This is a genomic window from Mycobacterium sp. GA-1199 (genome assembly GCF_001500045.1).
Lineage (GTDB): Bacteria > Actinomycetota > Actinomycetes > Mycobacteriales > Mycobacteriaceae > Mycobacterium.
Map to the genome: position 1 here is coordinate 36811 of NZ_LQIX01000017.1, position 23600 is coordinate 60410.

22 protein-coding genes are annotated in these 23600 nt (G+C 69.1%); 16 read left to right on the forward strand and 6 right to left on the reverse strand.

The genetic code is table 11. The features are described 5' to 3' along the window. Positions 1–2: 2 nt before the first annotated feature. A complete protein-coding gene (gene dapC / locus AU198_RS13420; protein ID WP_064348635.1) occupies positions 3–1133 on the forward strand; it encodes a succinyldiaminopimelate transaminase in 1131 nt (376 codons plus the stop codon). Here the strand turns inward: dapC and AU198_RS13425 are convergent. Continuing rightward, positions 1130–2692, reverse strand: a complete 1563-nt coding sequence (locus tag AU198_RS13425; RefSeq protein WP_064348636.1) for a PucR family transcriptional regulator — start codon at positions 2690–2692, stop codon at positions 1130–1132. The two genes, dapC and AU198_RS13425, sit on opposite strands and share 4 nt — an antisense overlap. Positions 2693–2785: 93 nt before the next feature. On the opposite strand from AU198_RS13425, the gene pruA reads away from it, so the two are divergent. Then, positions 2786–4411: an L-glutamate gamma-semialdehyde dehydrogenase gene (pruA, locus tag AU198_RS13430; RefSeq protein ID WP_064348678.1), complete on the forward strand. Its 1626-nt coding sequence runs from the start codon at positions 2786–2788 to the stop codon at positions 4409–4411. Beyond that, positions 4411–5379, forward strand: coding sequence for a proline dehydrogenase family protein (locus AU198_RS13435; RefSeq protein WP_064348637.1), 969 nt, complete (start codon positions 4411–4413; stop codon positions 5377–5379). The genes pruA and AU198_RS13435 overlap by 1 nt, the downstream gene beginning before the upstream one ends. Here AU198_RS13435 and AU198_RS13440 read toward each other — a convergent pair. Both AU198_RS13440 and AU198_RS13445 read right to left on the reverse strand, forming a co-directional pair. Continuing rightward, on the reverse strand, positions 5376–5912 hold the full coding sequence (locus AU198_RS13440; protein ID WP_064348638.1) for an Rv2253 family sensor-like surface protein: 537 nt from the start codon (positions 5910–5912) through the stop codon (positions 5376–5378). The genes AU198_RS13435 and AU198_RS13440 overlap by 4 nt on opposite strands. Positions 5913–6216: 304 nt before the next feature. Continuing rightward, positions 6217–6702 (reverse strand): NUDIX hydrolase, encoded by a 486-nt coding sequence (locus AU198_RS13445; protein ID WP_082691005.1) that lies wholly within the window; start codon positions 6700–6702, stop codon positions 6217–6219. A gap of 93 nt (positions 6703–6795) precedes the next feature. Between AU198_RS13445 and AU198_RS13450 the strand changes: the two genes are divergently transcribed. The 3 genes from AU198_RS13450 to AU198_RS13460 all read left to right on the forward strand — a co-directional run bounded on the left by AU198_RS13450 (position 6796) and on the right by AU198_RS13460 (position 9175). After that, positions 6796–8196, forward strand: a complete 1401-nt coding sequence (locus AU198_RS13450; RefSeq protein WP_064348640.1) for an acyl-CoA synthetase — start codon at positions 6796–6798, stop codon at positions 8194–8196. Further along, a complete protein-coding gene (locus tag AU198_RS13455; protein ID WP_064348641.1) occupies positions 8193–8543 on the forward strand; it encodes a VOC family protein in 351 nt (116 codons plus the stop codon). Before AU198_RS13450 ends, AU198_RS13455 begins: the two co-directional genes overlap by 4 nt. Positions 8544–8605: 62 nt before the next feature. After that, positions 8606–9175: a M15 family metallopeptidase gene (locus tag AU198_RS13460; RefSeq protein ID WP_082691006.1), complete on the forward strand. Its 570-nt coding sequence runs from the start codon at positions 8606–8608 to the stop codon at positions 9173–9175. An 83-nt stretch (positions 9176–9258) separates the two neighbouring features. On the opposite strand, the gene dapD is transcribed toward AU198_RS13460, so the two are convergent. Beyond that, a complete protein-coding gene (gene dapD / locus AU198_RS13465) occupies positions 9259–10203 on the reverse strand; it encodes a 2,3,4,5-tetrahydropyridine-2,6-dicarboxylate N-succinyltransferase (protein ID WP_064348642.1) in 945 nt (314 codons plus the stop codon). Between the two features lie 24 nt (positions 10204–10227). On the opposite strand from dapD, the gene dapE reads away from it, so the two are divergent. From dapE to AU198_RS13485, 4 genes are all read left to right on the forward strand, one after another. After that, a complete protein-coding gene (gene dapE / locus AU198_RS13470; RefSeq protein WP_064348643.1) occupies positions 10228–11292 on the forward strand; it encodes a succinyl-diaminopimelate desuccinylase in 1065 nt (354 codons plus the stop codon). A gap of 98 nt (positions 11293–11390) precedes the next feature. Next, entirely contained in the window at positions 11391–13007 is a 1617-nt protein-coding gene (locus AU198_RS13475; protein ID WP_064348644.1) for an ABC-F family ATP-binding cassette domain-containing protein, read from the forward strand. Between the two features lie 93 nt (positions 13008–13100). Next, complete coding sequence (locus AU198_RS13480) at positions 13101–14219, forward strand: hypothetical protein (protein WP_064348645.1); 1119 nt, start codon at positions 13101–13103, stop codon at positions 14217–14219. 12 nt (positions 14220–14231) lie between these two features. Further along, positions 14232–14954, forward strand: coding sequence for a hypothetical protein (locus AU198_RS13485; RefSeq protein ID WP_064348646.1), 723 nt, complete (start codon positions 14232–14234; stop codon positions 14952–14954). A gap of 65 nt (positions 14955–15019) precedes the next feature. Here AU198_RS13485 and AU198_RS13490 read toward each other — a convergent pair whose 3' ends face one another. Beyond that, positions 15020–15799 carry an ESX-1 secretion-associated protein gene (locus AU198_RS13490; RefSeq protein WP_064348647.1) on the reverse strand — a complete coding sequence of 260 codons (780 nt, stop codon included), beginning with the start codon at positions 15797–15799 and terminating at the stop codon, positions 15020–15022. A 47-nt stretch (positions 15800–15846) separates the two neighbouring features. Continuing rightward, complete coding sequence (locus tag AU198_RS13495; RefSeq protein WP_064348648.1) at positions 15847–17940, reverse strand: hypothetical protein; 2094 nt, start codon at positions 17938–17940, stop codon at positions 15847–15849. A gap of 144 nt (positions 17941–18084) precedes the next feature. Here AU198_RS13495 and log point away from each other — a divergent pair, with 144 nt between their 5' ends. The 6 genes from log to AU198_RS13525 all read left to right on the forward strand — a co-directional run bounded on the left by log (position 18085) and on the right by AU198_RS13525 (position 23539). Continuing rightward, entirely contained in the window at positions 18085–18660 is a 576-nt protein-coding gene (gene log, locus AU198_RS13500; RefSeq protein WP_064348649.1) for a cytokinin riboside 5'-monophosphate phosphoribohydrolase, read from the forward strand. A gap of 49 nt (positions 18661–18709) precedes the next feature. Beyond that, positions 18710–20491, forward strand: coding sequence for a long-chain-acyl-CoA synthetase FadD6 (gene fadD6 / locus AU198_RS13505; protein ID WP_064348650.1), 1782 nt, complete (start codon positions 18710–18712; stop codon positions 20489–20491). Between the two features lie 143 nt (positions 20492–20634). Further along, the gene (gene folP, locus AU198_RS13510; RefSeq protein WP_064348651.1) at positions 20635–21459 is read left to right on the forward strand and encodes a dihydropteroate synthase; all 825 of its coding nucleotides are present in this window, start codon (positions 20635–20637) and stop codon (positions 21457–21459) included. Then, complete coding sequence (locus AU198_RS13515) at positions 21456–22406, forward strand: glucosyl-3-phosphoglycerate synthase (protein WP_064348652.1); 951 nt, start codon at positions 21456–21458, stop codon at positions 22404–22406. The genes folP and AU198_RS13515 overlap by 4 nt, the downstream gene beginning before the upstream one ends. 141 nt (positions 22407–22547) lie before the next feature. Continuing rightward, a complete protein-coding gene (locus AU198_RS13520; protein ID WP_064348653.1) occupies positions 22548–22907 on the forward strand; it encodes a DivIVA domain-containing protein in 360 nt (119 codons plus the stop codon). After that, complete coding sequence (locus tag AU198_RS13525; RefSeq protein ID WP_064348654.1) at positions 22904–23539, forward strand: DNA-3-methyladenine glycosylase I; 636 nt, start codon at positions 22904–22906, stop codon at positions 23537–23539. The genes AU198_RS13520 and AU198_RS13525 overlap by 4 nt, the downstream gene beginning before the upstream one ends. The last annotated feature ends 61 nt before the right edge of the window (positions 23540–23600 follow it).

Here is a 23600-nt window from a genome sequence, read left to right on the forward strand (position 1 = left end):
GTGTGCAGCCGCCCGCGCAGCGCAGCCGAGCGGCGCGTCAGCCCCGTAGCGCGTCGCTGCCGGCATTTCCCTGGGACACGCTGGCCGAGGTGACCGCGCTGGCGCGCGCACACCCGGACGGCATCGTGGACCTGTCGGTGGGCACCCCGGTGGACCCGGTGGCACCGATCATCCGCGAAGCGCTCGCGGCGGCCAGCGCCTCGCCCGGCTACCCGACCACGGCAGGCACGGCCGTGCTGCGCGAAGCCGCCGTGAACGCGCTGGCGCGGCGCTACGGCATCACGGAGCTTTCGCCCGACGCCGTGCTGCCGGTGATCGGAACCAAGGAGCTCATCGCCTGGCTCCCGACCTTGTTGGGGCTGGGTCCCGACGACGCTGTGGTCGCGCCCGAGTTGGCGTATCCCACGTACGACGTCGGTGCGCGGCTGGCGGGCGCGCGGATCGTGCGGGCCGATTCCCTGACACAGCTCGGTCCGCAGAACCCGACCCTGGTGTATTTGAACTCGCCGAGCAACCCGACGGGCAAGGTGCTCGGCGTCGACCATCTGCGCAAGGTGGTCGGCTGGGCGCGGGAACGCGGGGTGCTGGTGGCCTCCGACGAGTGCTACCTCGGGCTGGGCTGGGACGCCCAACCGGTGTCGGTGCTGCATCCGTCGGTCTGCGACGGGGACCACACCGGGCTGCTGGCCGTACATTCGCTGTCGAAGACGTCGTCGCTGGCCGGATACCGGGCCGGCTTCGTCGCCGGAGACCCGAGCGTCGTCTCGGAGCTGCTGGCCGTTCGCAAGCACGCCGGAATGATGGTGCCGACGCCGGTGCAGGGCGCGATGGTCGCCGCGCTCGACGACGACGAGCACGAACGCGAACAGCGCGCCCGATACGCCAGGCGGCGCGAAATCCTGCTTCCCGCTGTGCGTTCGGCCGGGTTGACCGTCGAGGACTCCGAGGCGGGGTTGTATCTGTGGGCGACACGCGGTGAGCCGTGCCGTGACACCGCCGCCTGGCTGGCACAGCGCGGCATCCTCGTCGCTCCCGGCGAGTTCTACGGCGCCCGCGGCACCAAACACGTGCGGATCGCGCTGACCGCGACCGACGAGCGTATTTCCGCTGCCGCACAGCGCCTTACGGCCTAAGCCTCCGTCGCTCGTAGGCCGAGTGCGAGCACCAGCCGGTCGTCGGGATCGTTCAGCGACGTCGACAACAGCTTCTCGATGCGACGGATGCGGTAGCGCACCGTGTTCGGATGCACGTGCAACCGCTGGGCGACCGCGGTGATGTCGCCGAATCCGTCGAGGTAGGCCCCGAGCGTTTCGGCCAGCACCGGATCCTGTTCGCGCAGTTGACGTATCCGGGGGTCGACGAGGCGTTGACCGACCCGGGACACGATCTCGTCGAGGAGCACAGTGGTGCGCGCGTCGTCGAGCGACGCGACGTGCCCGATCGCCCCGGGATGACGCTGTGCACTGTCGAAGACCCGGTCCACCTCGGCTCGCGCGTTCGCCGCGGCCGTCAGCCCGGCGAGCGGGGCGGCGACGACTGCCCGCAGCGACAGCCCCAGCTCGCGATCGAGCGTCGCGACGACACCGCGCACCCAGGACATCACCGATGACGGCGCACCGATCTTCGGCAGCAGTACATAGACTCGTCCACTGCTCGACGCGACCTGCGCATCGGGCCGAAAGGCGCTGGCGCTCAGTGCGATCACGTTCGCCGGTGTGGTTCCGGCGGGATCCACGAACCCGACGAGTGCGGCACGACCGTCGGCCTGGATTCCGAGTTCGCGTGCGATCGTGGCGACATCCGCGGCCTCACCCGAGAGGCCGAGCAGGTCCTGCACCTGCCTGGTGTGTGGGGACGGCGAGGCCAACAGCCGCGTCATGATCCTGGCCGCCAACACCGCGCCGCCCCGCAACACGTCCTCGACATCGTCGGCCAGGGGGGCCGAACCTTGTTGCAGCCAAATGGTTCCCGCGAACCGGTCGGGAAGATGGATGCCGACCGCAATGCGTGGCCGCAGACCGAGCTCCGGACGTTCCGCGACGCGCACGACATCGGTGCCCGAACGCAGGGCGTCGAAGATCCCCCACTGCGCGATCCACGCCAGGTGCTCGGGCGGGCCGGCGCGCCCGAGAATGGTCAACCGGCGCAGTTCATCGGCCTCGACGCTGGAGGCCGAGTAGGCCAGCACGTGGGAGTCCTCGTCCTCGATGCTGATCATGCCGCGGGTGCGGTCGGCGATCGACTGGGCGAGCCCGAACAGGTCGGTGCCCGGATCGTGATGCGGGTCGCCGTGGTCGCGGTGGTGATCGAAGGCGTGATTCACCAACTTGTACAGCGACTCCCAACGCGCCTGCGGTTCGACGGCCACCACCGCGGTGCCCAGTGCGACCGCGCGCTCGACGGCGGCCGGGGACGGGTGTTTGACGAACATGGCCGCCGGTGCCCGGCCGGTCCCCGCGAACTGCCGCTCGAGCCAGCGCACCGCCTCGGTGTCATCGACGCTGAGCAGGAAGAACAGGTCGGCCGAACCGGGCCCGACGGCCAGGCCCAGCCGAACGTCGTCGGCGTCGACCAGGGCGACCGAGGCGACCGGCATGTCCAGGCCGCGCGGCGCTTCGACCAGCCTCACCATCGTCCGGTCCAGCGCCAGCAGCAGTCGCCCGAGCCCGAGCCCGGTCGTCCCAGCCTCCATCGCATGCCCCTTTGTCTGATCCGACTATAGGTGGCCGGCAGCATTGTGGGATCGTCCATCGGATCACGTGTCGTGGCCGAGCATCATTTCGTCATGGATGCCATCACCGACGTGCCTCTTCCGGCCAACGAACCGGTCCACGACTATGCGCCCGGCTCGGGGGAGCGCACCCGGCTCCTCGAGGCACTGAGCACCGTCGCCGCTCACCCCGTCGACCTGCCACATGTCATCGGCGGCCGGCACCGGATGGGCGACGGCGACCGCATCGACGTCGTGCAGCCGCACCGTCACTCGCGGCGGCTGGGCACCCTCACCAATGCCACCCACGCCGACGCCGTCGCCGCGATCGAGGCCGCGGTGGCCGCCAAAACGGAGTGGGAGGCCACTCCGTTTGACGAGCGGGCCGCGGTATTCCTGCGGGCGGCCGACCTCCTCGCCGGCCCGTGGCGCGAAAAGCTCTGCGCGGCCACCATGCTCGGGCAGTCCAAGTCGGCGTATCAGGCCGAGATCGACGCGGCCTGCGAGCTCATCGACTTCTGGCGGTTCAACGTCTCGTTTGCGCGAAAGATCCATGCGCAACAACCGATCAGCGTGCGCGGAGTCTGGAACCGCACCGACTACCGGCCCCTCGACGGGTTCATCTACGCGATCACGCCGTTCAACTTCACCGCGATCGCCGGCAACCTGCCCACCGCGCCTGCGCTGATGGGCAACACGGTGATCTGGAAGCCGTCGCCCACCCAGACCTTCGCGGCCTATCTCACGATGCAACTGCTGGAGCTGGCCGGTCTGCCACCCGGCGTCATCAACCTGCTCACCGGGGACGGCGTGGCGGTTTCGGAGGTGGCGTTGTCGGATCCGCGGCTGGCGGGCATCCACTTCACCGGGTCGACCACGACGTTCCAGCGTCTGTGGCGCGAGGTGGGCAACAACATCGACCGCTACCACGGCTACCCGCGCCTGGTCGGCGAGACCGGCGGCAAGGACTTCGTCGTCGCCCACGGAAGCGCGCAACCGGACGTGCTGTGCACCGCGCTGATCCGCGGCGCGTTCGACTATCAGGGCCAGAAGTGCTCGGCGGCCTCGCGGGCGTTCATCGCGCGTTCGGTGTGGCAGCAGATGGGTGACGATTTTCTCTCGGCGACAGCGGAATTGCGCTACGGAGACGTCACCGACCTGAGCAACTTCGGTGGTGCGCTGATCGACGACCGGGCGTTTGCCAAGAACGTCAAGGCGATCGAGAGAGCCAAGACCGCGCACGTGACCATCGCCGTTGGTGGTGAATACGACGACACGGAAGGTTATTTCGTCCGCCCGACCGTGCTGCTGTCCGACGACCCGACCGACGAGTCCTTCCGCACCGAGTATTTCGGGCCGATCCTCGCGGTTCACGTCTACCCGGACGACGAATACGACCGCATCCTCGACGTCGTCGACACCGGCGCGACGTACGCGTTGACCGGTGCGGTCATCGCCGACGACCGCTCGGCGGTGCTGCAGGCCCAACGGCGACTGCGCCACGCCGCGGGCAACTTCTACATCAACGACAAGCCGACCGGCGCCGTGGTCGGGCAGCAGCCCTTCGGCGGGTCGCGGGCGTCGGGTACCAACGACAAGGCCGGGTCCGCGCTGAACCTGTTGCGCTGGACGTCGGCGCGGTCGATCAAGGAAACCCTGGTGCCTCCGACGGACCACAACTATCCGCACATGGCGCAGTGATGGAGGTCTTCGCACGCGTCGCGCGACCGGCGATCATGGCCGCCGGCCGAAGGGACGGTCTGCGAAGAACCGCCGAGCGGTTTGCGCTGACACGGGATGTCGTCCACCGGTTCGTACCGGGCGAGAGCGTGGACGATGCGCTCGATTCGGTTGTGCGGCTGCGTGACTCGGGTCGCCTCGTGTCGATCGACCACCTCGGTGAGGACGTGACCGATGCCGACACCGCGACCGAGAACGTGCAGGCGTATCTGACGCTGCTCGACGGACTCGCGCGGCGCGACGAGGAACCGGCCGTCGTGCGACCGCTGGAGGTCTCGCTGAAGTTGTCGGCGCTGGGGCAGGCGTTGGCCCGCGACGGTGAGAAGATCGCACTCGAGAACGCCCACACCATCTGTGAACGGGCGCAGCGCATCGGGGTGTGGGTGACGGTGGACGCCGAGGACCACACCACCACCGATTCGACTCTGTCGATCGTGCGCGATCTGCGCACCGAGTTCAGCTGGCTCGGAACGGTTTTGCAGGCACATCTCAAGCGCACGCACGCCGACTGCCGGGAGTTCGCGGCATCGGGCGCTGCGCGAATCCGCCTGTGCAAAGGCGCTTACCACGAACCGGCGTCAGTGGCGTACCGGGACCGCGACGACGTCACCGACTCGTACCTGCGCTGTCTTCGGGTCCTGATGGCGGGGAACACTTACCCGATGGTGGCCTCGCACGATCCGGCCGTCGTCGCGGCCGTACCCGCGCTGGCCGCCGAGAGCAACCGCGGCCGAGACGATTTCGAATACCAGATGCTGTACGGTATCCGCGATGCCGAGCAGCGCAGGTTGGCCGATGCGGGCAACCATGTGCGGGTGTACGTGCCGTTCGGCAGCCAGTGGTACGGGTACTTCGTGCGCAGGCTCGCGGAGCGGCCCGCCAATCTGATGTTCTTCCTGCGGGCACTGGCCGAACGCGGCAGCGCTTAAAGCGCCACGCCGACGGGGATACCGGGCGAACTGACGGGACGCGCGGCGACCGGCATCACGACCGTCCCGCGGCATGCCCCGCCCAAGATTTCGGTCTGCCAGGTCCCGAACAGCTGTCCGTCGATGTCGGGGGCGTAGAACACACGCGACCGGGCCGGTGCGTACTCGCTGGGAACCCCGTCACCGCGGAAACACTCCCACTGCCAGTTGTAGGCGTACTGCCATCGTGCCCCGTCCCACGTGTATCGGACCGGTTGCGGGATTGTGGGATTGCTTGGCGCGGGGCCCGACACGACGGTTGCGACGCACAGTCCCGTCGAGCAGTCGGTCGCCAGGACGTACTGCGCGCTGAAGTCGGGTTCGGGTTGAATGGCGGCGATGCTGGTGCCCATCTTGTCCGAGGCGTAGGTGACGATCTCGTAGCGTCCGTTCCAAGCCGGGTTCGCTGCACCGGCCGTCGGCGGTATCGAAAGGCTCACGGTCACAGCACATGTCAGCCCCACCAGCGCACTGCTCAGGGCACGGGCGGACATATCGTGAACACTACGGAGCCGAATGCCGTCCACCCCTCGCGACACGGTTTGCCGAAGGCTACGACACCGTCACGGAATGGTCTCGATCCGCGAGTTCGCCCCGGGTCGGTCACCGCGGTGGGCGGTAGCGGGTCTCGCCGCAGCCGGCGGAGGACACGAGGAAGTAGCCGGCGCCGCCGAACACAAACGGCATCATCGCCATCATCCCGTAGACCGCGGTCATCGTGTCACCTCCTCCGATCGCTCCTACTTGTTACACGAACCAGCAGGGCTCGCGGTTCGAAGTCGATTGGCGCCGCATCCGTTACCACCCCGAGAGCACCAGCAGGGCCCACGCCGCGATCGACTGCGCGTCGGTGATCACCCCGTCGCGCATCATCTGCTCGACCTCGACGCGGGTGAACCATTCGCTGTGCATGTCCTGTTCCTCGTGCTCGCGGTCGTGCTCACCCTCGGTGATGCCCGTCGCCAGGAACACCCACCCGCGCTGGCTGCTCATCCCGGGCGCCACGTCCAGCAGCCCCAGACGAACAAGCTCCGACGCGCGCAAACCCGTCTCCTCGCGTAGTTCGCGCGCCGCGAGGTCGGCGGGCGCGAGTTCCTTGCGGTCCGGGGCGGTGCCCTGCGGAAACTCCCAGCGCCGCATGCCGAGCGGGTAACGGTACTGCTCGACCAGCCGGAACCGGTCGCCATCGCGCGCGATCACCAAGGCATACGTCGGCTTGTCCACGACCGCGTAGATCCCGTCGCTGCCGTCGGGCCGACGGATGTCGTCCTCACGCAGCGCCATCCAGTGGTTCCGGTAGACCTCGCGCGAGGCCAGTCGCTCGATGTGAGTCACGCGCCCAGTATCGCCGAGGCGATGTGGGTAACCTCGCTGCTTATGCTGCTGGCTTCGCTCAACCCCGCCGCGGTCGCCGGCGGTGCCGACATCGGGGACGCGGTCCGCATCGACGGGGCGCAGCTGTCGCGCAGCGACCTGGTTGGCGCCGCGACGTCGGTCGCCGAACGTGTCGCGGGTGCGCAGCGGGTCGCCGTGCTGGCCACCCCGACCGTGGCCACCGTGCTGGCGGTGACGGGCTGCCTGATCGCCGGTGTGCCCGTCGTCCCGGTGCCCGCCGACGTCGGCGCCGCCGAGCGCAGGCACATCCTGGGTGACTCCGCTGCCCAAGCGTGGCTGGGGGAGAAGCCGGCGGAGACCGAGGGCCTGCAGCATGTGCCAGTGCGGCTGCACGCACGCTCGTGGCACCGCTACGCCGAACCGCCGGCCGAGTCGCCGGCGCTGATCATCTACACGTCCGGCACGACCGGCCCGCCCAAGGGTGTCGTCGTCAGCCGCCGCGCGATCGCCGCCGACATCGACGCGCTCGCCGAGGCGTGGCAGTGGACGTCCGACGACATCCTGGTGCATGGCTTGCCGCTGTATCACGTGCACGGGTTGGTCCTCGGCCTGCTCGGATCCTTGCGCATCGGAAACCGGTTCGTGCACACGGGAAAACCCAGCCCACAGAACTACGCGGCGGCCGGCGGGACGCTGTACTTCGGGGTGCCGACGGTGTGGTCGCGGGTGGCCGACGACGCGGAGGCGGCAGCGGCGCTGGCGTCGGCGCGGCTGCTGGTGTCGGGCAGCGCCCCGCTGCCGGTGCCGGTGTTCGACAAGTTGGTCGAACGCACCGGGCACCGGCCCATCGAACGCTACGGCTCGACGGAGTCGTTGATCACGATTAGTACCCGCGCCGACGCCGAACGCAGGCCCGGGTGGGTGGGCTTGCCGCTGACCGGTATCGAGACGCGTCTGGTCGACGAGCACGGCGCCGCGGTGCCGCACGACGGTGAAACCATTGGGCAGCTTCATGTTCGGGGCGCCACGTTGTTCGACGGGTACCTCAACCGACCCGATGCGACCGCCGAGGTGCTCGACGCCGACGGCTGGTACCGCACGGGTGACGTCGCGGTGATCGACGCCGACGGTATGCACCGGATCGTCGGACGCGAATCCGTCGACCTGATCAAGACCGGGGGTTTCCGGGTGGGTGCGGGCGAGATCGAGGCCGCGCTGCTCGGACATCCCGGCGTGCGGGAAGTCGCGGTCGTCGGTGTGCCCGACGAGGACCTCGGCCAGCGCATCGTCGCGTTCGTCGTCGGTGACGCCACCCCCGACGAGCTCATCGAGTATGTGGCTGAACAGCTTTCGATACACAAGCGGCCCCGAGAGGTGCGGCTGGTGGACTCGCTGCCGCGCAACGCGATGGGCAAGGTGCTCAAGAAGGAGTTGGCACATTGACGCTCGAGTTCGATGAGATCTGCATCGACGCCCACGACGCCTCCGCGCTGGGCCGGTGGTGGTCGCAGGTGCTGGGCTGGCCCCACGACGTCGACGACGACGGTGACGTCGTGCTGCACGCGCCGCCCGGCGCGGGCCCGAACTGGCTGTTCCTCGCGGTGCCCGATGACAAGGTCGTCAAGAATCGCATCCACTTCGACTTCCGGCCCGACGATCAGCGGGCCGAAGTTGAGCGGGTCGTGGGCCTCGGCGCGCGGCCCGTCGACATCGGCCAGGGCGACGAAAGCTGGGTCGTGCTGGCCGATCCGGAGGGCAACGAATTCTGCATCCTGGCCGCCGACGCTTGACCGCCTCTGCTCCTGTGACGCGAGCGTGCGGGTCTGCACCCGACACGCCGCGAAATCTCAGCATCTTGCGCACGCTCGTGGCGGCGTCAGTGTGCGCAATCGCCGCATGTGGCGCACCGCCGCAGCCGCCGCCCCCGCCGCCCCCGGCGCCCAGCGTCGGCCAGGAACCGCTGAGTATCGGGCCCGCCGCGCAGGACACCGTCGGCGGCTGGCTGCCCGACGGCCAGACGGTCAGCCCGTTCGACACCGAGCACCCGATCGTGAAGTGGCTCGACCCCGCGCTGCGCGAGGCAGTGCAGAAGGCGGCGCGCAGCGCCGAGGACGACGGCATAACGATGCGCATCACGTCCGGTTGGCGATCGAAGGGTTTTCAGGAGCGGCTCTTCGACGATGGCGTCGTCAGGTACGGAAGTGCCCAAGCCGCACGCGAATTCGTGGCCTCACCGGAGAAGTCGAAGCACGTGACGGGCGAAGCCGTCGACATCGGGCCCGTCGAGGCGGACAAGTGGCTCATCGCCAACGGCCGCAGGTTCGGGCTGTGCCAGATCTACGCCAACGAGATCTGGCACTTCGAGTTGGCCGTCGTCGACGGGCGCTGTCCTCCGCTCAAGCCCAACGCCGCGGCGGATTGAGCACTTTTCAGCGACGAGCGACCGCGAAACGCACGCGCACGCCGGTGTGTCGCCGGACAGACGCGGGCGCTCGGCCAGCGGAGTCAGTTCTGGTGCAGCGCCTCGTTCAGCGTGATGCCGGTGCCGTCGCGCTTGACCACCTCGACGGCGCCCGACAGCGAATTGCGCCGGAACAGCAGATTGTCGGTGCCCGACAGCTCGCGTGCCTTGACGGTCTTTCCGTCGGCGGTCTGCACCTTGGTGCCCGCCGTGACGTACAAACCCGCCTCGACCACGCAGTCGTCGCCCAGCGAGATACCGATCCCCGCGTTGGCGCCCAGCAGACACCGCTTGCCCACCGAGATCACTTCCTTGCCGCCGCCCGAGAGCGTTCCCATGATCGACGCGCCACCGCCGAGATCCGTCCCGTCGTCGACGACCACGCCCGCCGAGATCCGGCCCTCGACCATCGAACTGCCCAGCGTGCCCGCGTTGAAATTGACGAAGCCCTCATGCATGACGGTCGTGCCCTCGGCCAGGTGCGCGCCGAGCCGCACCCGATCCGCGTCCGCGATCCGCACGCCGGTCGGCAGCACGTAGTCGACCATGCGCGGGAACTTGTCGACGCCGTAGACGGCCACCGGCCCCCGTGCGCGCAGTCGCGCGCGCACGGCCTCGAAACCGGCGACCGCGCACGGCCCGTGGTTGGTCCACACGACGTTGGTCAGCACGCCGAAGAGGCCGTCGGCGTTCAGGCCGTGCGGCGCGACGAGCCGGTGCGAGAGCAGGTGCAACCGTAGATAGCCGTCATAGGCGTCGGCGGCCTTCTCGTCCAGCGACGAGATCACCGTCCGGACCGCCACGATGTCGACACCGCGAGCCTCGTCGCGACCGGTCAGCACGCCCAGCTCCTCGGGCACCTCGGCCACCGACAGCCGCACCGTGCCCGACGGACCGTCCGCCCCGAGTTCGGGCGCTGGGAACCATGTGTCGAGAACCGATCCGTCGGCGGCGATCGTCGCCAGCCCAATACCTGCAGCAGAAGTCACGCGCTAAAGACTAACGTCAGCCTTGTGAGCCTCGATTTGCACGGTGATCCGATCGCGCTGACCGCCGCGCTGGTGGACATCCCCAGCGAGTCGCGCCACGAGCGGCGCATCGCCGACGAGGTCGAGGCCGCGCTGCGCGCGCAGACCTCCCTCGAGGTGATCCGCAACGCCGACGCGGTGCTGGCCCGCACCAACCTCGGGCTGCCGTCGCGGGTGCTGCTCGCCGGCCACCTCGACACCGTGCCCGTCGCCGACAACCTGCCCAGCCGGCTCGTCGACGGTGTCCTGCACGGCTGCGGCACGTCGGACATGAAGTCCGGCGATGCGGTGTTCCTGCACCTGGCCGCCACCATCGCAGAGCCGACGCACGACATCACGCTGGTGATGTATGACTGCGAGGAGATCGAGGCGTCGGCCAACGGACTGAACCGCATCCAATCCGAACTGCCCGACTGGCTGCGGGCCGACGTCGCGATCCTCGGCGAGCCCTCCGACGGCTACATCGAGGCCGGCTGTCAGGGCACGTTGCGCGTGGTGATCAGCGCGAGCGGTACGCGTGCCCACTCGGCGCGGTCGTGGTTGGGCGACAACGCGATTCACAAACTCGGACCGGTGCTGGACCGGCTGTCGTCGTATCGGGCCCGCAACGTCGAGATCGACGGCTGCACCTACCGCGAAGGACTGTCCGCCGTACGCATCGACGGCGGTATCGCGGGCAACGTCATCCCCGATGCGGCCTCGGTGTCGGTGAACTTCCGGTTCGCTCCCGACCGCGGCGTGAACGAGGCGCTGAACCACGTGCGCGAGGTGTTCGACGGCCTCGACGTCGAGATCGAACTGACCGACGCAGCCGCCGGCGCGCTGCCCGGCTTGACCAAGCCTGCCGCGGCCGCACTGGTGGCTGCCGCGGGCGGACAGGTCCGAGCCAAGTACGGATGGACCGACGTGTCGCGATTCGCCGCCCTCGGCGTTCCCGCGGTCAACTACGGCCCCGGTGACCCCAACCTCGCGCACCGTGTCGACGAGCACGTCGACGTCGACAAGATCACCGCCGCGACCGACGTGTTACGCCGGTATTTAACCGCTTGACCGCGCACCTACGCTGAACGCATGTGAGTTGACGACGTCTCCGGTGCGCCCGGATCCGACCGTCCCATTTCCGTGCGAAACACGAAGCGATCACTCACATGTCTTCCATCGTCTGTTCCGAATTGTCTTTTGCGTGGCCCGACGACACACCGCTGTTCGACGGGTTGTCCTTCACCGTCGGCGACGGGCGAACCGGTCTGGTCGCCCCCAACGGCGAAGGAAAAAGCGCGCTGCTCAAGCTGATCGCCGGTGAGTTGGCGCCGACTGCGGGCTCGGTCACCGTCGACGGCAGGCTCGGGTACCTGCCGCAGACGCTGCCGTACATCGCGCATCACACCGTCGCCGAACTGCTCGGTGTCGCATCGGTCATCGAGGCGCTCGACGCGCTGGCAGACGGCAACGCCCAACCAGAAGTCTTTGCCACGATCGGCGACGACTGGGACGTCGAGGAGCGCACGCGGGCGCAACTGGATCGGCTCGGACTGAGCCACATCACGCTCGACCGTCGGCTCGGCACGCTGTCGGGTGGGGAGATCATCAGCATCGGCATCGCCGGTCAGCTGCTGGACCGGCCCGACGTGTTGCTGCTCGACGAGCCGACGAACAACCTCGACGTCACCGCCCGCCACCGGCTCTACGATGTGCTCGACGACTTCGCGGGCTGCCTGCTGGTGGTCAGCCACGATCGGCTGCTGCTCGACCGGATGGACCGCATCGCCGAGCTGCACCGCGGCGAGATCCGCTCCTACGGTGGCAATTTCACGATGTACACCGAGGCCGTGCGTCTCGAGCAGCGCGTTGCTGAGAACAATGTCCGCAGCGCTCAACAGCTGCTCAAGCGCGAGAAGCGCGAAATGCAGCAGGCCCGTGAGCGCGCGGCGCGACGGGCGGGCGCGGCGGCACGCAACCTCAAGGACGCCGGGCTGCCGAAAATCGTTGCGGGCGCCCGCAAGCGGCGAGCACAAGAGTCCGCGGGCCGTGTCGACGGCGTGAACGCCGCGCGGGTCGCGGAGGCAAGGGCCCGCCTGAACGACGCGGAGCGGGCGGTGCGTGACGACGACGCGCTTGTACTCGACCTGCCCGACACCGACGTGCCTTCCGGCCGGGATGTGCTCGACGCCAAGGGGTTACGCGTCTCGACCGGTGAGGTGCTGCTTCTCGACGACGTCGACCTGTCGGTACGCGGGCCCGAGCGCATCGCGCTGACTGGGCGCAACGGGGCGGGAAAATCGACGCTGCTGCGCATCATCGCGGGTGAGCTGACACCGGACGCCGGCACCGTGCAGCGCAGTGACGGCCGCGTGGCCTATCTGTCGCAGCGGCTCGATCTGCTCGATCCGCACCACACGGTCGCCGAGAGCTTCGCCGCATACGCGCCGGGCCTTTCTCACACCCGCCGCATGCACCTGCTGGCGCAGTTTCTCTTTCAGGGCGACCGCATCCAGCTGCCGGTGGGTGCACTGTCCGGCGGTGAGCGGTTGCGCGCGACGCTGGCCTGCGTGCTCTTCGGCGAACCGGCACCCGAGTTGCTCCTGCTCGACGAGCCCACCAACAACCTCGACCTGGTCAGTGTCGGGCGCCTTCAGGCGGCGCTGAACGCGTACCGGGGTGCGTTCATCGTCGTCAGCCACGACGAGCGCTTCCTCGCCGACATCGGCGTGCAACGGCGGCTCCGGCTATCCGGCGGGCGTCTCGAGGAGGAGCGGATGCCCTGATCGGGCGTCACGCCGCTCGAAATCGGCGCACAGGCAGCTACCGGGGGCACGGTAAGTTTGAGACCCGTAGCGTGTCGTCAAGGGGGTCGCGCCATGGGCATCGCGCCCGATTCCAGCCCGTACGGAGGTCAGACCGTGACCGGCCCGGGCTGGCCGAACGTCGACGAGGAGACGTTGGCCGCAGCGGCGGCGTCATACGAGGCGTTGGCGTCCACGATCAGCGGAAACGTCGTGCCCGAACAGCAGGGTCAGCTGATGCAGCTGTCCGATTCGTGGGAGGGAGTCGGCGCAGTCGCCGCGGCGGGGGAGGCCACCACCATCATCGGCGGGCACGAAGCCAACGCCGCGCAAGCCGCCGCGATCGCGGCCAAGCTGCGCGCGATGGAGGCCACCGTCGTGAAGACCAAGATGCTGGCGAACGCGATCGCCCAAGAGGTCCAGCACGAGTGTGAGGCCATCGCGGCGATGCCGTTCTCCAACGCCCAGGAGCTGGTGCAGAGCCGGATCAAGATGGGGCTGTCGCAGAACATCGCCAACATCACGACCAACACCACCGAACTCGCCAACACCCTCGGCGTGCCGCCGAGCATCCCCCTTTTCGGCGCTCCGCCCGTGCCCGGCGCCAAGGAGGCGCAGGACAGCGGGGAGGAAGCCGCGAAGCAGGCCGGTGACGGCTCGCAGCAGGCCATGCAGATGGTCGGCCAGATGGGAGCCATGGCCGCACAGCTACCGATGCAGATCGGCCAGTCGCTGATGGCTGTGCCGCAGCAGCTGGGCCAGCAGCTCTCACAGCCGCTGCAACAGCTGACGTCGATGTTCGGTCAGGGCGGTAAGGCCGACTCGCTCGGTGCTGCGGGGCTGCCGTTCTCGTCGTTCTCCAACCATCCGCTCGCCGGCGGATCGGGCGCCGGCGGCGGCTCCGGCATGGTCAGGGCGGCGTCGCTGCCGGGCTCCGGCGGTGCGCCGCTGCAAACGCCGCAGATGGCCAACCTCGTCGGCAGCAAGCCGGTCAGCACCGCGCCCGCCCCGGAGGGCGCGACCGCGGGAGCCGCGGCGGTCGGCGGGGCCGCCCCCATGGCAGCGGGCGGCGGCATGGGCGGGATGGCCCCGATGATGGGTCAGCGCGGCGTCAGCGGGGGCACCGCACCAGCGTTGGCCGTACCCGCGCCGCTGGAACACGACTTGGACGACGACGACGATGACGACTGGTGACGAGGAGCGCGCATGGGTAGCCCACTGAGAAAGCCCGACGCCATCAGCTGGAACGCGGCGGCGGTCAAGCTGCCCGAGATACCGATGATCCCGGCGGGACAGGACGCGATGAGCGCCACCATTTCGGCGGTGCTGCCTACCTTGGCCGCCCAGCTGACCACGAACGTCGCCGCGCTATCGGCCAAGGAGAACACGTTCTCGGGCAAGGTCGTTGCCGCGCAGGCCGCTTATGAGAACTCCGACGACGCCGGCTCGCAATCGGTCGGCCAGATCGTCGGGATGCTCGGCCAGGTGGGGCAGCAGGCCGGTCAGATGGGGCAGATGGCCGGGGCGCCCGCCCAAGCCCTCGGCGGGCCGACCGGAATGTTCGGCTCGCTGATGCAACAGGCCATGCAAGGCGCCCAGTCGCCGGGCGGCCCGTCCGCCACCGGTGCGGGAGGTGCGGCACCGAACGGTGGTGCAGCCGCGACGGCCGGGCCGGCGGCGCACAGCCCAGGTGCCGCACCAGCAGCGCAAGGCCCAGGTGCCGCACCAGCGGCGCCGCAGCCTCGCGACGACGCCCAGCCCCAGGCCGGCGAAGCCGACGATCGTGAGGACCGTAAGTCGCTACAACGCGCCGACGACCGCGCGTGGGACCGCGCCTCCGGTCCGCAGGGCGGCGAATCGGGCGTGGGCCCGGTGCCCGTCACGCCGCCGGAGTCCCGGCACGACGACGAGGCCGCCCGCAACCTGTAGCTTCCGGACATTGCGTCCAGGGTCGTGCTCGCCCTCGACCAGCGGCCCAGTGCAGTATTCAGTGGCTACCCGACCTGAGGTCGTGTCTGCGCGGGCCGGGGCGGCTCCGCATCTGTCGGCATCTCGGGAGCGCGAACTGCGCCCGTCGAACCACTCGGTGCGGCTTCGGCTTTCGGTTCCGCACGACCCGGCTCGGACGGTTTCTCGGCGTTTTCATCGGTTCGTTCACCGGTACGTTCGGACTCGTCACCGCCGTCCTCGCGTGCAAGGGTCTCGTCTCCTCGGCCGGCCTGCTGAACGCCTTGCGCGACTATCTGCGGAACCTGTTGCAGCCCTTGCGCAAGACCCAGCAGCGGCGCCGTCATCGAGCTGACCAGCTGCCCGACCTGCTGCCCGACCTGGCCGAGCATCTGGCCGACCATCTGATCGCCGCCGGGCGGGCCTCCGGCGCCGTTCGCCGGCGTCGCACCGCCAACCGCACCACCGACGCTAGGCGCCGGACTGTCTTCGCCCTGCGTATCCCGTTGACCGTCAAGGGCTTCGACAGCCGCACGCAACTTCTCGGCCCCGTCGTGGTCGCCTTGCTCATACATCTGCGCGGCCTTCCGCAGCAGCTCGGAGATCGTTTCGCCCATGTCGGCGGTGGTCTGTACGGTGCCGAGCCGGGCGTTGAGCGCGCTCGACAGCGCGGCGCCCACCCCGGACGCGATCTGGCCGTGGCTGGTCTGCACTCCGGCCACCGCCGGCGCGTCCGCGCCGAGCACCTGCGACAGGTCCGTCGCGATCCGGTCGTGGAGCGAGGCGGATGACCGCAACCCGTCTGTCTGCGCGAACAATCGGCCCATGACAGTCAAGCCTAGGGTCGCGACAGAGCCGGTCCCGACACGAATTTTCAGCGGTGGGCTTCGGCCTGGGCTGCGGCGTCCGCAGCGGCACCGTGCCACCCGCACGCCGCATAACCCTGAGACGCCTCGGCCAGCGCGGCGGCATCCCGCGCGGTGAGCGCCCGGGCGTGGGCCAGCGCCAACCGCCCTGTGTCGCAGTCACATTCGGCGCTTATCCGCTCGATCGCATCGACCGCTCGCATGTCGCCGAGCCGTACCGCGTCCACCAGGGAGCGCAGCGCGACGGCCGTCTGCCCACCGCGCTCCGCATTACGCACCGCCTCACGGGCCGCGGCGACGGCACCGTGCTCGTCGCGGCGCGCCCACATCGTCCACGCCCGTGCGAGGGCCAACTCCGGAGCGAACAACATCGACTTTAACCCGTGCCGAGACTCGGCGCGGGCCAACGCCTTTCCCGCCTCGACGCTCGCGCCGAGCTGACCGAGCGCCTGGGCCAGCAGCATCCACGCCAACGGACCCCACGAATAGCCGGTCGGCGCCAATGCGGCGGCGGCACGACGCAGCAGGCGCACCGCCTCCTCGAGCTCGCCCTTGGCGATCAGCACGTCGGCCACCAGCACCTCGCCGATCGCGCGGCCCGGTTGTTGCAGTTGCGCGAAGTCGGTGAGCCGCCGGGCAAGCTGCTGGGCCCGCCCCAGTTCACCCGCCATCACCAGCGCCGTGGTCTGCCCGAATCCGCTGGTGAACCGCAGAAGCCCTGGATGTCCGGCGGCCATCGCCCGCTCGGCCAAGGCGTCGACATCGGCGAAACGGCCCGTTCGCGCCGAACTCAGCGCCGCGGCCGCCGCCGCCCAGCCGACCGCGGTGTCGTCGGCCTCCGGCGACGCCAGTACGTCGGCGGCCACCTCCATCGCACGCGACACGCTCCCGGCGTTCATCGCGAACGTCGCCGACAACGCATCAAGGGTGATGCGTGCGGCCGGCGACGACACCCGGTTGCGCGTCGCGCGCAGGAACGCCGTCGCGCGCTCGGGCTCGGACAGCATCCAGAACTGGTTGGCGGCCCGCGGCAGCGCCCACGCCATCAACTCCGTCTCGGACAGCGCGGCGCCGTCCACACCGTCGAGCACCGCGTCCGCGTCGCGGCCCCGCCCCTGCCACGCCAGCGCGTACGCCAGCGTCAGCCGTGTCGGGAGGTCGCCGGGTGCGCCCTGCAGCGCGGCACGGCCGAGCCGTTCGCTGAGCACGAGGTCGCCGAGGCGCAACGCCTCCGCGGCCGCCGCGGACAACTCGGTCGGTCCCTGCGGGCTGTCGCTGTCGAGCGCGAGCACCGCCCGGCGCAACCTGTCGACGGCGCCTTGACCGGGCCGCCCGGCCAGCCGGTCGACGAGTTCACCGCGCAGCCTGCGCAGCTCCGGGCCGCCCAACGCCTCGCGTATCGAGTCGGCGAACAGCGGGTGCGCCGGGTGCACCCAGCCGTCGTCGATCACGACGGCACCCGAAGCCGCTGCTGCCTCGACCGGTTCCGGGCCCACCAAGGCTTCGAGCTCGTCGAGTGCCAGCGGGTCGTCGACGGCCAGGTACTCCAGGACGCGATGGGCGGAGGCCGGTAGGGCGGCGACGAATTCGCCGACCGAAGCGGCCACCCGGCGGTCGTCGTGACCCGGCGGCTCGAGGTCGATGCGCTCGACGAGCCCGTCGTCCCACAACGCCGAGACACCGTCGGCCATCACCCCGGCCGGCGCCACCGTCACGATCAGGGCGGCGGTCCCACTGACGGCGAGCTGGTAGATCAGTGCCGCCGACAACGGATCCAGCAGATGAGCGTCGTCGACCACCAGCAGGCGTCCGTCGCCCAATGTCTCGCGCGCGCTGCGCAGAACGTCTGCGGTCTTCCCGGTGTCGGCGATGTCGACGAGGCGACTGACCGCCGCGAACGGGACAGCGGCCATCGGCGCGGTGGCGGTGACCCAGTCGACGCGGTGGTAGGCCCCCGCGAGCCGGTCGGCAGCCGCGCGCGCCAGCGTCGTCTTCCCCACGCCGGCGGGACCGATCAGCACGGCGCCGGAACGCTTCGCCAGACCGGCTTCGATCGAATCGAGTGCCGGTCCGGGCGGCGAGGTGACCCACTCAATCGGCACCGCCGGAGTCTATGGCCAAATCGACCGCCACACTCCTGAACGCGGCCGGGGGCCGCTTGATCGTCGTACGGCTGAATCGATCGCCGCACTCCTCAACGCGGCCGGGGGCCGCTTGATCGTCGTACGGCTAGCTAGGGTCTGCTCGTGTCCGCAGAACCCAACCCCCGCGAATCCCATCGCCAGTGGGCGGTGTGTGTCTACTGCGCGTCGGGTCCGACGCACCCCGAACTCATCGAGCTGGCGGAAGACGTCGGGCGGGCGATCGCCGAGCGGGGCTGGAGCCTGGTCTCCGGCGGCGGAAACGTCTCGGCGATGGGTGCGTTGGCGACGGCGGCCAGGTCGCGCGGGGGCCACACCGTGGGCGTCATCCCGAAGGCTCTGGTGCATCGCGAGGTCGCCGACGTCGACGCCGACGAACTCGTCGTCACCGACACCATGCGTCAACGCAAGGAAGTGATGGAGGGGCGCGCGGACGCGTTCATCGCCCTGCCCGGAGGCATCGGCACGCTCGAGGAGTTCTTCGAAGCCTGGACAGCGGGCTATTTGGGTATGCATGACAAACCGGTCGTGCTGCTCGACCCCATCGGGCACTACGACGGACTGTTGGCTTGGCTGCACGGCTTGCGCGACAGCGGGTACGTCGCGCAGGGGGCATTGGATCGACTGGTCGTCGTCGTCGACGTCGAGTCGGCCATGACGGCGTGCGCGCCACCGCCATGAACACGGTCACTAGGGTGTGCGACAAACGAGCAGGGAGGGACAAACGCGCATGACCGAAAAGTCGGGGACTCGCCGCAGCGTTGGTTTATTGGACATCGCCGCCCGCGCGCCGGGGCTGATCGCGGACCTGCCGACGATCCTGCGCGGCGTCGTCACCGGATTCGGCGCCCGGCCCTCGGCCAAGACGTCGATCGGCAAGGTGTTCCAGGACCGCGCCGCGCGCTACGGCGACAAGGTGTTCCTCCGGTTCGGGGACGAGCAGATCACCTACCGCGAGGCCAACGAGACCGTCAACCGTTACGCCGCGATTCTGGCTGCCCGCGGCGTCGGACACGGCGATGTCGTCGGCATCATGCTGCGCAACTCCCCGGAGCCGGTGCTGCTGATGCTGGCCTCGGTCAAATGCGGCGCGGTCGCCGGCATGCTCAACTACAACCAGCGAGGCGACGTGCTCAAGCACAGCTTCGGGCTGCTGGGCGCCAAGGCCGTCGTCGCCGATACCGACTTCGTCGAGCCGATCACCGAGTCCGGCGCCGACACCGACGGCCTGCTCACCATCGATGACCTCAAGCGCCTGGCCGCTTCGGCGCCTACCGGCAACCCGCCGACCACCGCGGCCGTGCTCGCCAAGGACGATGCTTTCTACATCTTCACGTCCGGCACCACCGGCATGCCGAAGGCCAGCGTGATGACCCATTACCGCTGGCTGCGGGCGCTCGCCGGGTTCGGCGGCCTAGGAATGCGGCTGACCAGCAAGGACACGCTCTACTGCTGCCTGCCGCTGTATCACAACAACGCGCTGACGGTCGCGTTGTCGTCGGTGCTGAACTCCGGCGCGACGCTGGCGATCGGCAAGCAGTTCTCGGCGTCCAAGTTCTGGGACGAGGTGATCCGCTACGACGCGACCGCGTTCGTCTACATCGGCGAGATCTGCTCGTACCTGCTCAGCCAGCCGGAAAAGGACACCGACCGCAAGCACAAGGTGCGGGTGATCTGTGGCAACGGGCTGCGCCCGGCAATCTGGGAGGACTTCACCAAGCGGTTCGGTATCGACCGGGTGTGCGAGTTCTACGGAGCCAGCGAGGGCAACACCGCGTTCGTCAACGTCTTCAACATTCCGCAGTCCACCGGTATCTGCCCGTCGCCGGTGGCGTTCGTCGAATACGACCCCGAGACCGGCGATCCGCTGCGCGACGACAAGGGCCGGGTCAAGAAGGTGCCCACCGGTGAACCTGGGCTGCTGCTGTCCAAGGTCAGCAACTTCCAGCCCTTCGACGGCTACACCGATCGCGAAGAGACGGAAAAGAAGTTGGTGCGCAACGCTTTTCGCGACGATGACGTGTGGTTCAACACCGGCGACCTGATGCGCTCGCAGGGGTTCGGGCACGCGTCGTTCACCGACCGGCTCGGCGACACCTTCCGGTGGAAGGGTGAGAACGTCGCCACCACCGAGGTCGAGGCGGCGCTGTCCGCCGACCCGCAGGTCGAGGAGTGCACGGTGTTCGGCGTCGAGGTCGAGGGCGCGGGCGGGCGCGCCGGTATGGCCGCGATCCAGCTCAAGGAAGGCGAGAAGTTCGACGGCAAGGCACTGGCCAAGGCCGCACACGACAAGCTGCCCGGCTATGCGGTGCCGCTGTTCGTGCGGGTGGTCGACGAACTCGCGTACACGTCGACATTCAAGAGCCAGAAGGTCGACCTGCGCAAAGAGGGCTTCAACGTCGAGGAGATCGAGGACCCGATCTACGTGCTCTCCGGCCGCGACGAGGGTTACGTCGAGTTCTACGACGACTACCCCAAAGAGGTCGCCGACGGTAAGAAGCCCAAGAACTAGCGACTTGTGAGTGAAAACGTTCGGCCGCCGAACGAAATCACACACAAATCGCGCCGCCGTAGCCTGGAAGGGTGACAACGCACGAGGGCCGGTTCTCAGGTCGCTTCCTGGGTCGGCCCGTCGCCGCTGATCGAGCACTGATCATGGCGATTGTGAACCGCACGCCGGACTCCTTCTACGACCGCGGCGCCGCCTTCACCGACGAGGCCGCCAAGGCGGCCGCGCACCGGGTGATCGAGGACGGTGCCGACGTCGTCGACGTGGGCGGGGTCAAGGCGGGCCCCGGCAACACCGTCGACACCGACGAGGAGATCGCGCGCGTCGTTCCGTTCATCGAATGGCTGCGCGGCACCTATCCCGACCAGCTGATCAGTGTCGACACCTGGCGCTCGGCGGTCGCCAAACAGGCGTGCGCGGCGGGAGCCGACCTGATCAACGACACCTGGGCGGGCCACGATCCGGCGCTACCGGAGGTGGCCGCCGAGTTCGGTGCCGGGCTGGTGTGCTCGCACACCGGCGGCGCGCAACCGCGGACCAGGCCGTTCCGGGTCAACTACGGGATCACCGAACGCGGTGTCGTCGACGATGTGATCGCCGAGGTGACCGCGGCGGCCGAACGGGCGGTGGCGGCGGGGGTGGCGCGCGAAGCCGTGCTGATCGATCCGACGCACGATTTCGGCAAGAACACTCACCACGGTCTTACTTTGTTGCGCCATGTGAAAGAGCTTGTAAACACTGGATGGCCCGTCCTGATGGCGCTGAGCAACAAGGATTTCGTCGGGGAGACTCTGGGTGTGGGTTTGACCGAACGCCTGGAGGGCACCCTGGCAGCCACCGCCTTGGCGGCCGCAGACGGCGCCGCGATGTTCCGGGTGCACGAGGTCGGACCGACTCGGCGCGTACTGGAGATGGTCGCGTCGATCCAGGGCGGACGGCCGCCGACGCGCACGGTGAGGGGACTGGCATGACACTCACACCCGAACTTCCCGCTACTGACGTCGTCACCGCGCGGTGGCTCAGCGACCACAGCTGGAACCGGCCGACGTGGACGATCGCCGAACTCGAGGCCGCCAAGGGTAACCGCACCGTCTCGGTCGTGTTGCCCGCCCTCAACGAGGAGGAGACGGTCGGCAGCGTCGTCGAGACCATCACCCCGCTGCTGGGTGGGCTGGTCGACGAGCTGATCGTGCTGGATTCCGGCTCGACCGACGACACCGAGATCCGCGCCCTGGCCGCCGGTGCCCGGGTGATCAGCCGCGAGGCGGCGCTGCCGGAGGTGGCTCCGCAACCCGGAAAGGGCGAGGTGCTGTGGCGTTCGCTGGCCGCAACGACCGGCGACGTCGTGGTGTTCGTCGACTCGGACCTGATCGACCCCGATCCGATGTTCGTGCCCAAGCTGGTCGGACCGCTGCTCACCACCGACGGCGTCCACCTGGTCAAGGGCTTCTACCGCAGGCCCCTGAAGGTCAGCGGCAGCGAGGACGCCAACGGCGGCGGGCGGGTGACCGAGCTGGTGGCCCGGCCGCTTCTCGCGTCCCTGCGGCCGGAGCTCAGCTGCATCCTGCAACCGCTGGGCGGTGAGTACGCCGGCACCCGCGAGCTGTTGACGTCGGTACCGTTCGCGCCGGGCTACGGAGTCGAGATCGGCCTGCTGATCGACGCCTACGACCGCCTCGGCCTCGACGGGATCGCCCAGGTCAACCTCGGTGTTCGTACGCATCGCAACCGGCCGCTGACCGAGCTGGCCAGCATGAGTCGTCAGGTCATCGCGACGCTGCTGTCGCGCTGCGGGGTGCCGGACTCCGGCGTGGGGCTGACGCAGTTCTTCGCCGACGGCGAGGGATACACGCCGCGCACGTCGGCGGTGTCGCTGGCCGACCGCCCCCCGATGGTGACGTTCCGCCCGCGCGGTTGAATTCTGCCGCGCGTGCGGTTGAATTCTGCCGCGCGCGAACGTGGGTTACCCGCACGTTTTTTTCGAGGAAAGCGTGTCGGTAACCCACGTTCGGCGCGAACTGCGAAGCGACCTGTCAGTGCGTTGAGGCAGTATCGAACCGTGAGCCTGGTTCTGCTGTATCTGGTCGTTCTGGTTCTGATCGCCGTGGTGCTGTTCGCCGTGGGCAGCGTGGTGTTCGGCCGCGGTGAACCGCTGCCCCCGCTACCTCGGGAGACCACCGCGACGGTGCTGCCCGCCTCCGGCGTGACGAGCGCCGACGTCGACGCCGTCAAATTCACCCAGACGCTGCGCGGTTACAAGACCAGCGAAGTCGACTGGGTGCTCGACCGGCTCGGCCAGGAACTCGACCAGCTGCGCGGTCAGCTGACCACCCTGCGCGCCACGCACGGTATTGAGGACCACGAACCCGTCGAGGGTGGCGCGCACGCACTGCAGTCGGACGCCGGCGACGAGTCATGACCGCCACCGTCGAAGAACCCTCCGTCGAATCCGACGGCCGTGTCCGCTGCGCCTGGATCGATGAATCACGTTTGGCACCAGCGGATTTCGTGCTCTACCGCGACTATCACGACACCGAGTGGGGGCGGCCGCTGCGCGACTCGGTAGCCCTGTTCGAGCGGGTGAGCCTCGAAGCGTTCCAGAGCGGGCTGTCGTGGCTGGTGATCCTGCGCAAACGGGAGAACTTTCGCCGCGCGTTCCACGGTTTCGACATCGATCGGATCGTGCGCTACACCGAACGCGACATCACGCGGTTGATGGGTGATGCCGGAATCGTGCGCAACCGCGCCAAGATCGAGGCGACGATCGCCAACGCGCGTGCGACGGCCGACCTGCGCGACGCGGGGACCGACCTCGCCGAGCTGCTGTGGTCGTTCGCACCCCCGCCCCGGCCGCGGCCCGCGAGCTTCGCCGAGGTTCCGGCCGTCAGCCCGGAGTCGACCGCGATGGCCAAGGAACTGAAGCGTCGCGGCTTCCGCTTCGTGGGGCCCACAACCGCCTACGCATTGATGCAGGCGACCGGAATGGTCGACGATCACACCGCCGACTGCTGGGTCCCGGCGACGTGCGCGGCCCCCGAGAAGCGTTCTTAGCCGGGTCTTTGCACACCGAACGGCGCCGATAGGGAACAATAGGGGCGTTCAGTAGCAGTTT